This is a genomic window from Halomonas korlensis, assembly GCF_900116705.1.
Taxonomy (GTDB): domain Bacteria; phylum Pseudomonadota; class Gammaproteobacteria; order Pseudomonadales; family Halomonadaceae; genus Halomonas; species Halomonas korlensis.
This window is the reverse complement of the sequence record NZ_FPBP01000005.1, coordinates 129,679-143,589: the sequence shown is the minus strand read 5'-3', so window position 1 is coordinate 143,589 and position 13,911 is coordinate 129,679. Positions and strand designations below refer to the sequence as shown.

Here is a 13,911-nt window from a genome sequence, read left to right as displayed (position 1 = left end):
GTCTTCGAGATAAACTGCCCAGGCAAGGACATCCGGTTATCCCCCGCTCTTCGGGGCCTGCTAGGCTGAAGCCGGTAATGAGCACAAGAGGGCCGGCATGGAGCTTCGCGACTACCAGGCACACGATGGGCTGGGGCTGGCGGCGTTGATTCGCCGTGGCGAGGTGAGTCGCGAAGAGGTATTCACCGCCGCCTGCGGGGCCATCGAGGCGCTGAACCCGACCCTTGGCGCGGTGGTGCGTACGCGTTTCGAGCAGGCCGAGCGGGAAGGGCGCGAGGTCGATGCGGCGGCGCCGTTCGCCGGAGTGCCGACCCTGACCAAGGATCTGCTGATGGGCATTGCCGGTGAGCCCCTGGCCTTCGGCAGTGCCGCCCTTCGCGACTGGTGCGCTCCCGAGGACTCGACCCTGGTGACACGGTTGCGGCAGGCCGGTCTCTGCATCCTCGGTCAGACCGCCACACCGGAGCTCGGCCTGATGGGCATCACCGAGCCGCAAGCCTTTCCCCATCCCGTGAATCCCTGGCAACCCGAACGTTCCCCGGGTGGCTCCAGCGGTGGCGCGGCGGCGGCCGTGGCAGCGGGCCTGGTGCCGTTTGCCATGGCCGGTGATGGGGGTGGCTCGATCCGCATTCCGGCCAGCCACTGCGGCCTGTTCGGGCTCAAACCATCCCGGGGGCGGGTGCCGCTCGGGCCGACGTTCGGCGAAGTATGGCAGGGCGCGGTGGTGGAGCATGCCGTGACCCGCAGCGTGCGCGACAGCGCGGCCTTGCTGGAGGCGGTCAATGGCATGGACGCGGCAAGCCCCTGGCCCCTGCCGCGAGAGCGAGGATACGTCGATGCCATCGAGCGTCCGCCACAAAGGCTGAAGATTGCGGTATCTCTGGGCGAACCCCTCGGTGCGGCGCTGGGCACGCGGCTCGACCCGCAGGTTCGCCTGGCGGTCGAGCAGGCGGCGTCCAGGCTCGAGCGCCTGGGTCATGACGTGGAATGGGCGGAGCCGCAGGTAAATGGGGCAGCGCTGGCCGACAGTTATCTGATGCTCTACCTTGGCCATCTTGCGGCCGACCTGGCCTGGATCAGCGAGCAGACCGGGGTGCCGGTGGGTCGGCTCGATGTCGAGCCGAGCACCCGCGCCATCGGGCGACTGGGCCGTCACCTGCCAGCCATGGATTATGAGCTGGCCAAGCGCCACTGGCACCGCGTCGCCTGCGACATGGCCCGTTTCCATCGGCGTTTCGACTGCTTGCTGCTGCCGGTGGCGGCCACGCCGCCCCCGCTGCGGGGTAGCCTCTATCCCAGCACGACCCAGCAGCGCCTGATGTCGTTGCTGGCGATCCCCGGGGCCTCGCAACTGGCGCTGAAGGCGGGACTGCTCAGGCGGCTGGCGGCGGAGGGTCTTCGCATGACGCCTTTCACTCAACTGGCGAACCTGACCGGCCAGCCCGCGATGTCGCTGCCGCTTCATGTCACGCCGGACGGCTTGCCGGTGGGGGTGCAGATCATCGGCCCGATGGGCGATGAGAAACGCCTGCTGGCGCTGGCGGCGCAACTGGAGGCCGACAGCGACTGGACAGCCTGGCTGCCACGCGCATTGGCGAGAAGCGATAAGCCCAGTGACGATGAGTCAAGCGACAAAGCCGGGTAGAATGCGCGCCAAACCCGCTTTCGGTGGCCGGCATGTTCGCAAAGGATTCTTCCCTCTCGCCAGCAGGCGATCGACACTTCGACGGCATGGTCGACAAGTTTGCCGATAGCCTTTACGGCAGTAGTCGCGGCGAGTTGCGACTGGCGCTGCTCGACCGCCTGCTGCCGGAAATGCTTACGCTCGAACGGCAGTCGGTGCTTGATGTTGGGGGCGGCCTGGGGCAACTGGCGGCGTGGTTCCATGATCGTGGGCATGCGGTAACCCTGGCGGAGCCTTCGGGCGAGATGCTCGCCAGAGCCGGCGAGCAGTTGGGGGAGCGCTCGGTCTCTCTGTTGCAGGCGCCGCTCCAGGCGCTACCGCAGGAGACGCCCGGCCCCTGGCCGCTGATCGCTTGTCACGCGGTGCTGGAATGGTTGGCGGACCCACGCGCCGCGCTCGTTACGCTGGCTAGCCTGCTGGCGCCGGGGGGGCAGCTTTCCTTGATGATCTTCAATCGCGATGCCCTGCGGTTGTCCAACGTGGTCAAGGGCAACCTCGAGAAGGCCCTGGCCGACCGGCTGGAGGGCACCGGTCAGCGCAAGCGTCTGACGCCGATTTCTCCGCTGACGCATGCGCAGGTCGCGTCATGGAGTGCCGAATGCGCTCTGGAAATCCGCGAAGTGGCGGGGATACGGGTCTTCTCCGACTACCTGCGCCGGCCGCCCGAAAGCGACGCTGACCGCGAACGGTTGCTGGAACTGGAGCAGCGTTACTGTCGGGCCGACCCGCATTGGCGGCTGGGGCGCTACCTGCTCTATACCCTCGTACGAACCGACGGCAGTGATACTGCCGTGGAGTCAACTTCATGATTGCGCAAACACCGGTCTGTCAGTTGCTCGAGCGCCAAGAAGCGGATTACCGCTATTGGTGGTGGGTAGGGCCGCCGCAGGATAGCTGGCTGGAAGCGACACAAGGCACGGCGATCAGCGCCGACGTCGCCCTGCTGGCCCATTGGCAGTCCCGCGGACTCTCGGCCCGTCCGCCCTTTGCCGAGGCGGCCTTTGCCGAGCCGCTCGAGGCCGGCGCCCCCGCCGGTGCGGTGCTGTTCTGGCCCAAGAGCCACGCGCTGGGCGAATGGTGGCTGCTGTGGCTATGTGCCATCCTGCCGCCGGGCACGCCGCTACAGCTGGTCGGGGAGAATCAGGGCGGCATCAAGCGGGTGCTCAAGGTGCTCGCCGCCCTTGGGCTGGGATGTCGCAAGCGCGATAGCGCCAGGCGCTGCGCCCTCTACGCGTCACACACGGCGCGGGTCGGGCTTGACCCCGACGCCGCCTGGACGCGCTTCGAGGCCGAAGGCCTTGAGTTGGCCAGCCATCCGGGCGTTTTTGGCCACGGCAAGTTCGACGATGGCACACGTTTATTGATCGAACAGTTGCCGGCGCTGCTGCCTGACGATGGCAGCGCCAACCGACGGCAGGGCGCATTCGAGGCACTGGACATGGGCTGCGGCGATGGCATTCTCGCCGCCTGGCTGGCGCGACGCGGGGCGACGGTTACGGCCGTGGATGTCAGCGCGTTTGCCGTCGAGGCAGCGCGGCGCACGCTTGCGGCCAATGGCCTTGAAGGAAAGGTGGTGGCCAGTGATGTCTATTCGGCGCTGGAAGGGCGGTGCTTCGACGCGATCATCAGCAATCCTCCCTTTCACCAGCAGCGCGACATCGACTATGGGCCGGCGGCACGGCTGATCGGCGAGGCGCCCGAGCATCTGCGGTCGGGCGGTCAGCTGGTCGTGGTGGCCAACGCCTTTCTTCCCTACCCGGCCCTGCTCGAGCGCGCCTTTGGCGGTTTCGAGATCCTCGCCGACGATCGGCGTTTTCGCGTCTATCGGGCGGTCAAGGACGGACGGGCGGTGAAGGACTGAGTCAGGCCGTTGGATCGCGATAGGCGATGGCAGTGATCACGTAAGTGGTCTCGCCGCCGGGAGCCGCGACGGTCGCCTCGTCGTCCAAGGGCTTTCCGAGCAGGGCCTTCGCCAGCGGGGTGTCGACACTGACCCAGTGCTTGGTGGTGTCGGTCTCGTCGTGGCCGACGATGCGGATAAAAAGCGCCTCGCCGTGCTCGTCTTCCAGGGTGACGTAGGCACCGAAATACACCCGCCCGGTATCCGCGGGTAGCCGGTCGACCACCTGCAGCTCGTCGAGGCGCCGGGTCAGGTAGCCGATGCGCGCGATGACCCGGCCCAGCTCCTTCTTGTTGTAGGTGTAGTCGGCATTCTCGCTGCGATCGCCCTGGGCGGCGGCTTCGCCGACCTTGGCGGAGATCGCCGGTCGCTTGACGCGCGCCAGATGGTCGAGAATGCCGCGCAGCCGTTCGGCGCCTTCCGCGGTGATCAGGTTGCTCTTGGGTTCCTGGCGCGGGTCCTTGGCCGGATCGCGCCAGCGGGTCATGTGGCGGCCTTTCATGTGATAGCGCGTTCCGTTGTATTCGAGAGGGAATTCAAGAGAGCAAGATACGTCATCGGCGCGGTGGCCGCCAAGCCGGGCGAAGGCGAGGAAGTTCGGCCCCGGCGGTTGGCATTGCCGGCCCCGGTCATGATAATGGACGCTCTTACGTGACCCGGAGACCGGCATGAGCGATTCGCGTCAGCCCTCCCATGAGCAGGACGCCTCGACATCGCCGACCCTGACGATGGCCGATGTGGAAATGATCGAGCGGCGCTGCCTGTATCAAGGTTTTTTCCGACTGGAAAAAATGCGTCTGCGCCATCGGCTCTTCGAGGGTGGCTGGAGCGGCGAGGTGGTGCGCGAAGTGCATTGCCGCCATGACGCCGTCGGCGTGTTGCTCTACGATGTGGAGCGCGACGCCCTGGTATTGATCGAGCAATTCCGCGCCGGCGCCATCGACGACACGGTCTCGCCCTGGAAGCTCGAAATCGTGGCGGGGCTGGTCGAGGCGGGCGAGAGTGCCGCCGAGGTGGCGCGTCGCGAGGCTTTCGAAGAAGCGGGATGCGAGGTGGGCGAGCTTATCGAGCTGCACAGCTACTATCCTAGCCCGGGAGCCTGCGACGAGCGGGTCACGCTGTTCTGCGGTCTGATCGACAACAACGGCCTGGGGGGCGTGCATGGCCTCGACGAGGAACACGAGGACATTCGCGTGCACGTGACGCCCTTCGCTCGCGCCAGGGAACTGGTGGCGGCCGGCCGACTCGACAATGCCATGTGTCTGATCGCCTGGTATTGGCTGGTCGGCGAGCGGGCATCACTCAGAGCGAGGAGGTAGCGTGTCGAGAAACGCCTATGTGACGGATCTGAAATCCCTGCAAGGGGAGTGCACCGCCAACTATATCCGCCTGGTTAAGCTACTTGGCGATATCGAAGCGGGCGAGCGACGTGAAGTGGAATTGGTCAATGGTGGTCGGCGCCTGGGCGCCCTGTGCCTCGAATTGCGCGAGCGCGCACCCTATACCAGCATCATTCACGTCTCGCAGCAGGGCGTACTCGATGAGTTGATCGAGACCCCGCGCATGCGCGTGCATCTCTATCATGACGTGCGCATGGCCGAGGTCACCGACTTCCAACGTCAGCGCCACTTCCACGGCCGCTACCGCTATCCCAACACCCGCATGCACCAGCCCGACGAGAAGCTTCAGCTCAATCGCTTTCTGGGCGAATGGCTCGAGCATGGCCTGGCGCATGGGCATTCGCTCGACTTGCCCCAGTTGCCCTGATGAGGATACTGCGCTGATGCGTCTGGTGCAGATCAGCGACTGCCACCTGAAGGCCGACGCCTCTGACCAGGCTCACGTCTCGGGCCCCCTGCGCCGGCTCGAAACGGTCATCGAGGCCGTCAATCGCGAATGCCCCGCCCAGGTGCTGGTCACCGGCGATATCAGTGAGGACGAGACCGCTGCGTCCTACCGACTGGCGGTCGCTACCCTGAACCGGCTCGAAGCGCCCTGGGTCTGGCTCGCTGGCAATCACGACCAGCCAACCTTGATGGCCGAGCAGCGCGAGTTGCCCGGTGAGCTGAACCTCGATGACTGGCGTGTCTTGATGCCGGCGACGCACGTTACTGGCCAGCCCTATGGCGCCCTGGGTGCGGAGGGCCTCGCCTGGCTGGAGACGCGATTGGCCGATGACCCGCGGCCGACCTTGATCGCGATGCATCATCCTCCGGTACGCGTCGGTTCGGCCTGGCTCGACGCCATCGGTCTGCGCGACAGCGAGGCGTTCTGGCGTGTCTTGGAAACTCACGACCGGGTACGCGCCATCTTCTTTGGCCACGTTCATCAGGCGTACATGGGCTACAGGCGGTTGGCGGGGGGCGATGTCGCGGTATACGGGTGTCCTTCCACGCATCGGCAGTTCCTGGCCGATGCTGCAACCTTTGCCATCGACGAGGCATTGGCGCCTGGCTACCGCGTCATCGATCTCCACGGCAAGACGCTGGACACCCGGGTCGAGCGCGTTGATTCATGGCGCTGACGCTCAGCCCCTGCCCAACTCTTTAGATATAAAAAGATAGTTATTAATTCTTTTGGGTTATTATTGATCCGACGTTATCCTGTGCGCATGCTTTCACGCCCCACGTCATGCGAGGTAGTCGGGCCATGACCAGTCTTCACACGCCGACCCGCGAGTCGGCCACGCAGGCCGCCCAGCAAGTCCGGCAGCCAGCCACCACACAAGCCACTGCGCAAGCCCTCCCGGGCTCGCCGGTATCCCCGCGGCGGATGACGCACCTCGAGCAGCTCGAGGCCGAGTCGATCCATATCATCCGCGAGGTCGCCGCCGAGTTCGCCAATCCGGTGATGATGTATTCCATCGGCAAGGATTCCTCGGTGATGCTGCATCTGGCGCGCAAGGCCTTCTATCCCGGGCCGCCGCCGTTTCCGCTGCTGCATGTCGATACCACCTGGAAGTTTCGCGAGATGATCGCCTTTCGCGATGCCATGGCGCGCGAGTCCGGCATGGAACTGCTGGTGCATACCAACGAGGAGGGCCGTGCCGCGGGCATCAATCCCTTCGATCATGGCAGCAGCGGTTACACCGACGTGATGAAGACCCAGGCGCTCAAGCAGGCGCTGGACAAGTACGGCTTCGATGCCGCCTTCGGCGGGGCGCGGCGCGACGAGGAGGCTAGCCGCGCCAAGGAACGGGTGTTCTCGTTTCGTGACAAGCACCATCGCTGGGATCCCAAGCGCCAGCGACCCGAGCTGTGGAGCCTTTACAACGCACGCGTCAACAAGGGCGAGTCGATCCGTGCCTTCCCGCTTTCCAACTGGACCGAGCTGGATATCTGGCAGTACATCTATCTCGAGCAGATCCCCATCGTCCCGCTCTACTACAGCGCCCCGCGCCCGGTGGTCGAGCGCGACGGCATGCTGATCATGGTCGACGACGAGCGGATACCGCTTGCGCCCGGCGAGGTGCCCCAAGAAAAATCGGTGCGCTTCCGTACCCTGGGCTGCTACCCGCTGACCGGAGCGGTGGAGTCACAAGCCGCCACGCTGCCCGATATCATTCAGGAGATGCTGCTGACCCGCACTTCCGAGCGCAGCGGCCGGGCCATCGACCACGACCAGGCCGGCTCGATGGAGAAGAAGAAGCGCGAGGGCTATTTCTGATGTCACATCAATCGAATCTGATCGCCGATAACATCGAGCAGTACCTGCATGAACACGAGAACAAGGACCTGCTGCGCTTCATTACCTGCGGCAGCGTCGACGACGGCAAGTCGACGCTGATCGGGCGCCTGCTGCACGACTCGAAGATGATCTTCGACGATCAGCTCGCGGCGATCACCCAGGCCTCGAAGACCAGCGGTACCACCGGCGAGGAGGTCGACCTGGCACTGCTGGTCGACGGCCTGCAGTCGGAGCGCGAGCAGGGCATCACCATCGACGTGGCGTATCGCTTCTTTTCCACCGACAAGCGCAAGTTCATCATCGCCGACACCCCGGGGCATGAGCAGTACACCCGCAACATGGCCACCGGTGCCTCCACGGCGAGCCTCGCCATCATCCTGATCGACGCCCGCTATGGCGTGCAGACCCAGACCCGCCGGCACAGCTTTATCGCCGACCTGCTGGGCATCCAGCACCTGGTGATCGCGGTGAACAAGATGGATCTGGTCGACTATGACCAGGCGCGCTTCGACGAGATCGTCGCCGATTACCGGCGCTTCGCCGAGCAGCTCTCGGCGCGTGACCTGCGCTTCGTGCCGATGTCGGCGCTGAAAGGCGATAACGTGGTCAACCCAAGCGACGCCATGCGCTGGTACCGTGTCGAGGGCCAGCCGGGCCCGCCGCTGCTCGCGCTGCTGGAAAGCGTTGAGATCAGCCGTGACCGCAACCTGACCGACCTGCGCCTGCCGGTGCAGTACGTCAATCGCCCCAACCTGGATTTCCGTGGCTATGCAGGTACGCTGGCGGCAGGCGTGCTGCGCCCCACTCAGGCGATCAAGGTGCTGCCTTCCGGCAAGACTTCAACAGTGGAGCGCATCGTCACCTGGGACGGCGATCTCGACGCCGCCTGGCCAGGACAGGCCGTTACCGTGACCCTCGCCGATGAAGTGGATATCTCGCGGGGCGACTGGCTGGTCGCCGAAGATGCCGAGGTCTCGCTTGCGAGTGCTTTCGATGCCGATATCGTATGGATGCACGAAGAGGCGCTGAGCCCCGGTCGCCAGGTCGATATCCGCCTCGCCGGACGTTCGGTGGCCGGTCAGGTCAGCGCAATCCATTATCAGATCGATGTCAACTCTCTGGAGCGCCACGAGGTCGAGCGTCTCGAACTCAATGCCATTGCACGTTGCCGGGTGGCATTGACCGCGGAGGTGCCGCTGGATAACTATGCCCTTAGCCCCGGTACCGGGAGTTTCATCGTCATCGACCGCTTGACCAACGTCACGGTGGGGGCGGGAATGATCCGTGCTGTGGCCGAGGAAGAGACCGCCCCGGCGGGCGAGGTCGACTGGTCCGGCTTCGAAGTGGAATTGAACGCCCTGGTGCGCAAGTATTTCCCGCACTGGGAAGCCAAGGATGTTCGCGAGTTGCTCGGTCGAGGCCCCTGACCCTCCCGCGCAGCGCGTGAAAGACAATCGGAATGTCTCAAGGAGCGGCTGCGCATCATGAAACGCCTTAGCGCGCCCATTCGTCACGGCCTGGACTTCGTCAAGCGGTTGGCGCGTACCTTCGCCAAGCCCATGAAACGCGATTACGGGCATGGCGGCATGATGGTCCATCCGTATCGGGGCTACGGTTCCCCAAAGCAAGTCTTTCTGATGGGGCGTGTGTTTCGTCAGGCGCGGCTTGGCCGGATGATCCCTCGCCGTGGCATGCTGCGCGACACCGCTGATGTCGTGCGTCGTATCGCTCGCCGCGGACACGCCGATGCCAGTGTGCTGGTACGACTCGGCGACAACAGCATCACCGTGATGACGGATCGTGACGGTTATTTCGATGTTCACCTGCCCCTTACCAATGGCCTGCCCACGGAAACCTCATGGCATTGGGCCGAGCTCTACGTCACGGCGGAAAACGAGACTCCCGTGCGCACCACGGTCGAGGTGTTCGTGCCGATGCCGGCGACGGACATGCTGGTGATCAGCGATATCGACGATACGGTCATGTTCACGGGGGTCGCCGACAAGCTGCGCATGCTGTACCGGCTGTTCGTCGAGAAGCCCCATCGGCGAACTGCCTTCCCCGGTGCAGCGTCGCTTTACCAGGCGCTGCATCGTGGCGCGGACGAGCAGGCGCAGCGGCCGATCATCTATGTGTCGCGTGGCCCCTGGGCGATATACGAAGTCCTGGAAACCTTCTTCCAGCTCAATCGCATTCCCGTCGGCCCGATCCTGTTCCTGCGCGAGTGGGGCATCTCCCTGCGCCACCCCTGGCCGCGTCGCGCCGAGGATCACAAGCGCGACCTGATCGCCCGCATGCTGGCATTGTTCGAGGATGTGCCTTGTATCCTGATCGGCGACAGCGGCCAGCACGACCCCGAAGTCTATACCCGGATCGTCGAAGCGAATCCTGACCGCATCGAGGCGATCTACATCCGCCGCGTGGACAGCAAGCCGGACCGTGAACGCGCCATCCAGCAGCTTCGTGAACAGATTCGCCATACACGGTGCGAGTTGGTGCTGGCTCCCGACAGCACCCTGATGGCCGAACATGCGCATGCCAAGGGCTATATTTCCTCCTATGGTGTAGACGCCGTGCGCCGCGACATTGCCGATAGCGAGAACAATCCGGCTTGAGTCGCCTCTTACGAGACAATTCCCCACCGATACCCGGCCTCGGGCCGCCTGGCGCAGGTGCTCGTCATGATGGTGTTAGTGATCGTCCTGCTGTTGGCCATCTTTCTGTTGCCCAATCTCTGGGCGAAGTGGGTGCTCGACCGCCATGCTGGACCGCGAAACGACTACCCTGGCAGCGGCGGCGAACTGGCCGAGCACCTGCTGGCGCGAATGGGTATCAACGAGGTGAAGGTGGAGCTTACCGAACGGGGCGATCACTACGATCCCCAGGCGCGGCGTGTACGTCTTTCCCGTCAGCATTTCGAGGGTCGCTCGCTGACGGCCGTGACGGTGGCGGCGCATGAGGTAGGGCACGCTATCCAGCATCATTGCGGCTACACCCCGTTGCTGGCGCGAACCCGGCTGGTGCGGGTGGCCCAGCAGGCCGAGAAGCTCGGCAGCCTATTGATGATGGCCGCTCCCGTGCTGCTTCTGCTGACGCGTACGCCGGGCGGCATGCTCATCGTGCTGCTGGCCGCGGTGGCAAGCTTCGGTACCGCGGCGCTGGTACACCTGGTCACGCTGCCGGTGGAGTTCGACGCCAGCTTCCAGCGGGCGCTGCCACTCCTGAAGGGGTACATTCCGCCCTATGATATGCCCGGTGCCCGACATGTGCTGACCGCCTGCGCCTTTACGTATGTGGCAGCTTCGCTGGCGAGCCTGCTGAACCTGGGCAGGTGGCTCGCCATTCTCAGGCGCTAATCATGTCAGGTATTTAACCCTGTCAATCATAGGGTTTGTTGGCGATCACTACCGCGCGCCGTGGCGCCGGATGACCCTCGCGGGTCTTCGCTGGGTCCTCTGGGTCGAGGAAGTCGGCGAGTGACTGAAAGGTCATCCACTCGGTCGCGCGCTGCTCCTCGAGGGGGGTATCGGCTTCATCGACGACGCGCACGTTGAAGAAGCCACAGCGCTCGAGCCATTGGCAAAGGGCGGCGGAGGAGGGCAGGAAGTAGACGTTGGGCATGGCGGCGTAACGCTCGCCGGGTAACAGCACGGTGGTAGCGTCGCCCTCCACTACCAGGGTCTCCAGCACCAGCTCGCCGCCGGGGCGCAGGGCGTCCTTGAGCTGCTGCAGGTGCTCGAGCGGCGAGGGGCGATGGTAGAGCACGCCCATGGAAAACACCGTGTCGAAGAAGGCGAGCCTTTCGGGTACGTCCTCGATGCCCACCGGCAGGAAGTGGGTGCGGTGGCCATCGGCGTCGCCGACGAAGTGGCGCACCGCCTGGAACTGCCAGAAGAAGCGCGGCGATGGATCGATCACCAGCACGAAGGCGGCGCCGGCGCCCGTCATGCGCCAGGCGTGATAACCATTGCCGCCCCCCACGTCGAGAATCCGCCGCCCCTTGAGAGGGGCCAGATGCGGCGACACGCGCTGCCATTTCCAGTCCGAGCGCCATTCGCTATCGATGTGAATGTCGGCCAACCGGAAAGGGCCCTTGCGCCAAGGCGCGAGCTTCTTCAGCAGGTTCTCGGTCTGGCGGTACCGACTGTCGTCGATCTCGATTTCCACCGTCACGGTATCGGCGTCCAGGCACACCCGGCGCTCGGCGGGCAGCGACGGCAGCTTGGCCACCGACTTCTCCCAGGCGGGCAGGTCGCCGTAGCGTCGGCGATCCAGGCCGCGGGCGAGTTGCTCGGGCAGACGGGCTAGCCAGGTGTCCAGGCCCTGGTCGATGACGGCGTGGTAAAGATCTCGGTGGGGTGCGGTCATGGGTCTCCGGGCAGGCGTCACTAGAAGGTGGACCAGCCGCTGGCCTCCATCAGGCGATAGCGCCAGTAGCGCCATGCCGTGGCGTCGTTGTAAACGCTGAAGGGGCGGCTGTGGATTTCGCCGTGGCGATTATGCCAGTAGCGGGCGAAGCATTCCCGTGCCTGGTGGATCACCGGGTGGTCGGTGGCGGCCTCGAGCTGGATGTTGGCCTCGAAGTTGTAATCGTCAAGGCTGCGCCGGCTGAGATTGGCCGAGCCGATCAGTAGGGTGGCGGGGCGTGCGCCGCTATGGCGCAGCAACCACTTGCCGTGAGCATGGGCCCGGGCGTCACCGCACCAGCGGATGGCCAGCCCCGCGCGGGCCAGCTCCCGGGCCGTCTGGCGGTTGGGGATGCCAGGGCTTTTGCGTCCGAAGTGGCTGTCATTGGGGTCGAGCAGCAGGTGTAGCGTCACGCCGCGTCGGTGGGCATCGAGCAGTGTTCGGATCACCCCTCGGTGGGCCAGGTAATAGGCGCACAGCTCGAGCGTCTCGCCGGGACGGGTGTCGTCGAGGATGGCCAGCAAGGCGTCGCGGATGGCGCCCTCGGTGAGCAACCGCAGGCGGGGCAGGGCGGTGGCGGCAGCGTCGTGAGGCGGCGCCGGGCAGCGCGGCAGCGGGGTGAGGCCGGAATGGCGTGCCAGGGACATCTCGCTGTGCAGCAGGTCCAGGGCGGCCGGGCCGGCCAGGCGCAGGGCGGCGTTGCGGTAGTCGCGGCTGTCGCTGTCGGCGTTGGCCGAGCTCACCACCGCTCGCCAGCCGTCGCCATGGTCCACCACCAGGGTCTTGCGGTGGTTGGCGTTGAGGTTGAGTAGCGCCAGATAGCTGCGCAAAGTGACACGACCCGGGCCCAGGGGGTCGGGCAGCCAGCCGCCTCGGGTGGTGTTGCCCAGCGGGCGGAACAGGCCGCGCCATAGGGCCGTCCAGGCGGGGTTGGGGTCGTGCCCAAGCGACAGGTCGCTGCTGATGACCCGCACCCCGGCCCGGCGCAGCGCCTCGAGCTGGGGGGCGGGGCGCCCGCCATAGCAGTGGTTGATGGGGTCGACCAGCACCAGCACCTCAAGCTCCGGCACTTGAGCCTTGCGGCGGATCAGGGCTCGGCACAGCAAGCGGCCGAGCGGGCCGTCGTCGAGCAGGAAGAGGTCGATCACCACCAGACGGCGAGCCTGGGCGATCAGCCGCCGCCACTCGGCGAAGATCGCCCGGCGATGGCACCACCGGCCGCGGGCGTCGAGGAAGGTCTCGTCGAGCAGCAGCCCGACGCCTGCGGCCGGGCGCCAGGGGGCGGCCACGTGCAGTCCCGGGGGCAACGGTTTGCGACCGTGCCACCAGGCGGTGGTCAGCCAGGCGGTGGCGGCCGCCAGCAACAGGCCGATGAGCCATGCACGCATATACCCTCCCGGCCTCGCCGGTGTGGCTCACTCCTTGAAGGCAACCAGCGAGGCGAAATTCAGGTACTGGAACCAGGTCAGCGAGCGCGCGAAGCCGGCCTGGGCGAGGCGGTCGCGATGGGCCGTCAGCGTATCGGGCAGCAGCACATTCTCGAGTGCGGTGCGCTTCTGGCTGATCTCCATCTCACTGTAGCCATTGGCACGCTTGAAGTCGTGATAGCGCTCGACTCGCCAGGCGTTGTCGGCCTCGTCGGCATCGACGATCTTCTCCGAGAGCACCAGCACGCCGCCGGGCTCCAGGGCCTCGTAGAGCCTTTCGAGCACGGCCAGGCGATCATCGGGGGCGAGAAACTGCAGCGTGAAGTTGAGCATGACCATTCCCGAAGGCTGGAAGTCGAAGGCGCGGATATCCCCCTCGACGACCGCAAGCTGATGGTCCGGGCACTCCGCGGTCAGCGTCTCGCGCGCCTGGCTCACCATGGCCGGCGATAGGTCCACCCCGGTGTAGCGGAAGGCGTCCGGCGGCAGCGTCCCGGCCAGCGCCAGGCCGCCGGCCGCCAGCGAGCAGCCGAGATCATAGACATGGGCGCCGTGGCGCAGGTGACGCCGAGCGATCAGGCCCAACATGCCCAGAATCTGTCCGTAGCCCGGCACCGAGCGGCGGATCATGTCGGGGAAGCAGGCCACGACCCGCTCGTCGAAGGAAAAGCTCGCCACCCGGTCCAGGGGTGTCGAAAAGATCGCGTCACGGTAAGATGCGTCACTCATGGGATTGGCCGGAAACGTGCGGAAAGGGGCGTATTCTACGCCTCGCCAGTCCCGGCTGCACGACAGGACGTCCAGGA

14 protein-coding genes are annotated in these 13,911 nt (G+C 65.6%); 10 read left to right on the top strand and 4 right to left on the bottom strand.

Annotated features, from left to right (window positions below):
* Positions 1 to 97: 97 nt before the first annotated feature.
* From BM341_RS08905 to BM341_RS08895, 3 genes are read left to right on the top strand one after another with little or no spacing between them, the layout of a single operon-like run.
* Positions 98 to 1,645 (top strand): amidase, encoded by a 1,548-nt coding sequence (locus BM341_RS08905; protein WP_089795053.1) that lies wholly within the window; start codon positions 98 to 100, stop codon positions 1,643 to 1,645.
* A gap of 32 nt (positions 1,646 to 1,677) precedes the next feature.
* Entirely contained in the window at positions 1,678 to 2,493 is an 816-nt protein-coding gene (locus BM341_RS08900) for a methyltransferase domain-containing protein (protein WP_089795051.1), read from the top strand.
* A complete protein-coding gene (locus tag BM341_RS08895; protein WP_089795050.1) occupies positions 2,490 to 3,545 on the top strand; it encodes a methyltransferase in 1,056 nt (351 codons plus the stop codon). The genes BM341_RS08900 and BM341_RS08895 overlap by 4 nt, the downstream gene beginning before the upstream one ends.
* Position 3,546: 1 nt before the next feature.
* Here BM341_RS08895 and greB read toward each other — a convergent pair whose 3' ends face one another.
* Complete coding sequence (gene greB / locus BM341_RS08890; protein ID WP_089795049.1) at positions 3,547 to 4,086, bottom strand: transcription elongation factor GreB; 540 nt, start codon at positions 4,084 to 4,086, stop codon at positions 3,547 to 3,549.
* A gap of 166 nt (positions 4,087 to 4,252) precedes the next feature.
* Between greB and BM341_RS08885 the strand changes: the two genes are divergently transcribed.
* The 7 genes from BM341_RS08885 to BM341_RS08855 all read left to right on the top strand — a co-directional run bounded on the left by BM341_RS08885 (position 4,253) and on the right by BM341_RS08855 (position 10,627).
* A complete protein-coding gene (locus BM341_RS08885; protein WP_089795048.1) occupies positions 4,253 to 4,903 on the top strand; it encodes an NUDIX domain-containing protein in 651 nt (216 codons plus the stop codon).
* Position 4,904: 1 nt separating this feature from the next.
* Positions 4,905 to 5,351, top strand: coding sequence for a DUF1249 domain-containing protein (locus tag BM341_RS08880; protein WP_089795045.1), 447 nt, complete (start codon positions 4,905 to 4,907; stop codon positions 5,349 to 5,351).
* 16 nt (positions 5,352 to 5,367) lie between these two features.
* Entirely contained in the window at positions 5,368 to 6,108 is a 741-nt protein-coding gene (locus BM341_RS08875) for a phosphodiesterase (protein WP_089795042.1), read from the top strand.
* Between the two features lie 125 nt (positions 6,109 to 6,233).
* A complete protein-coding gene (cysD, locus tag BM341_RS08870) occupies positions 6,234 to 7,250 on the top strand; it encodes a sulfate adenylyltransferase subunit CysD (RefSeq protein ID WP_089795040.1) in 1,017 nt (338 codons plus the stop codon).
* Positions 7,250 to 8,698 (top strand): sulfate adenylyltransferase subunit CysN, encoded by a 1,449-nt coding sequence (gene cysN, locus BM341_RS08865; RefSeq protein ID WP_089795038.1) that lies wholly within the window; start codon positions 7,250 to 7,252, stop codon positions 8,696 to 8,698. Before cysD ends, cysN begins: the two co-directional genes overlap by 1 nt.
* A gap of 57 nt (positions 8,699 to 8,755) precedes the next feature.
* A complete protein-coding gene (locus BM341_RS08860) occupies positions 8,756 to 9,886 on the top strand; it encodes an App1 family protein phosphatidate phosphatase (RefSeq protein WP_425431986.1) in 1,131 nt (376 codons plus the stop codon).
* Between the two features lie 66 nt (positions 9,887 to 9,952).
* Positions 9,953 to 10,627: a zinc metallopeptidase gene (locus BM341_RS08855; RefSeq protein WP_089795036.1), complete on the top strand. Its 675-nt coding sequence runs from the start codon at positions 9,953 to 9,955 to the stop codon at positions 10,625 to 10,627.
* Between the two features lie 22 nt (positions 10,628 to 10,649).
* Here the strand turns inward: BM341_RS08855 and cmoB are convergent, their stop codons facing one another.
* Genes cmoB through cmoA form a run of 3 tightly spaced genes read right to left on the bottom strand, consistent with a single transcriptional unit; the run spans position 10,650 to position 13,834 of the window.
* The gene (gene cmoB / locus BM341_RS08850; RefSeq protein ID WP_089795034.1) at positions 10,650 to 11,639 is read right to left on the bottom strand and encodes a tRNA 5-methoxyuridine(34)/uridine 5-oxyacetic acid(34) synthase CmoB; all 990 of its coding nucleotides are present in this window, start codon (positions 11,637 to 11,639) and stop codon (positions 10,650 to 10,652) included.
* Between the two features lie 20 nt (positions 11,640 to 11,659).
* Positions 11,660 to 13,066: a phospholipase D-like domain-containing protein gene (locus BM341_RS08845; RefSeq protein WP_089795032.1), complete on the bottom strand. Its 1,407-nt coding sequence runs from the start codon at positions 13,064 to 13,066 to the stop codon at positions 11,660 to 11,662.
* A gap of 27 nt (positions 13,067 to 13,093) precedes the next feature.
* Positions 13,094 to 13,834, bottom strand: a complete 741-nt coding sequence (cmoA, locus tag BM341_RS08840; RefSeq protein ID WP_089795030.1) for a carboxy-S-adenosyl-L-methionine synthase CmoA — start codon at positions 13,832 to 13,834, stop codon at positions 13,094 to 13,096.
* Positions 13,835 to 13,911 lie beyond the last annotated feature (77 nt).

Excerpts from the sequence above, each read along its gene's own strand:
- BM341_RS08905 (WP_089795053.1), top strand. The coding sequence starts at position 98 with ATGGAGCTTCGCGACTACCAGGCACACGATGGGCTGGGGCTGGCGGCG.
- BM341_RS08900 (WP_089795051.1), top strand. The coding sequence starts at position 1,678 with ATGTTCGCAAAGGATTCTTCCCTCTCGCCAGCAGGCGATCGACACTTC.
- BM341_RS08895 (WP_089795050.1), top strand. The coding sequence starts at position 2,490 with ATGATTGCGCAAACACCGGTCTGTCAGTTGCTCGAGCGCCAAGAAGCG.
- greB (WP_089795049.1), bottom strand. The coding sequence starts at position 4,086 with ATGAAAGGCCGCCACATGACCCGCTGGCGCGATCCGGCCAAGGACCCG.
- BM341_RS08885 (WP_089795048.1), top strand. The coding sequence starts at position 4,253 with ATGAGCGATTCGCGTCAGCCCTCCCATGAGCAGGACGCCTCGACATCG.
- BM341_RS08875 (WP_089795042.1), top strand. The coding sequence starts at position 5,368 with ATGCGTCTGGTGCAGATCAGCGACTGCCACCTGAAGGCCGACGCCTCT.
- cysD (WP_089795040.1), top strand. The coding sequence starts at position 6,234 with ATGACCAGTCTTCACACGCCGACCCGCGAGTCGGCCACGCAGGCCGCC.
- cysN (WP_089795038.1), top strand. The coding sequence starts at position 7,250 with ATGTCACATCAATCGAATCTGATCGCCGATAACATCGAGCAGTACCTG.
- BM341_RS08860 (WP_425431986.1), top strand. The coding sequence starts at position 8,756 with ATGAAACGCCTTAGCGCGCCCATTCGTCACGGCCTGGACTTCGTCAAG.
- BM341_RS08855 (WP_089795036.1), top strand. The coding sequence starts at position 9,953 with ATGATGGTGTTAGTGATCGTCCTGCTGTTGGCCATCTTTCTGTTGCCC.
- cmoB (WP_089795034.1), bottom strand. The coding sequence starts at position 11,639 with ATGACCGCACCCCACCGAGATCTTTACCACGCCGTCATCGACCAGGGC.
- BM341_RS08845 (WP_089795032.1), bottom strand. The coding sequence starts at position 13,066 with ATGCGTGCATGGCTCATCGGCCTGTTGCTGGCGGCCGCCACCGCCTGG.
- cmoA (WP_089795030.1), bottom strand. The coding sequence starts at position 13,834 with ATGAGTGACGCATCTTACCGTGACGCGATCTTTTCGACACCCCTGGAC.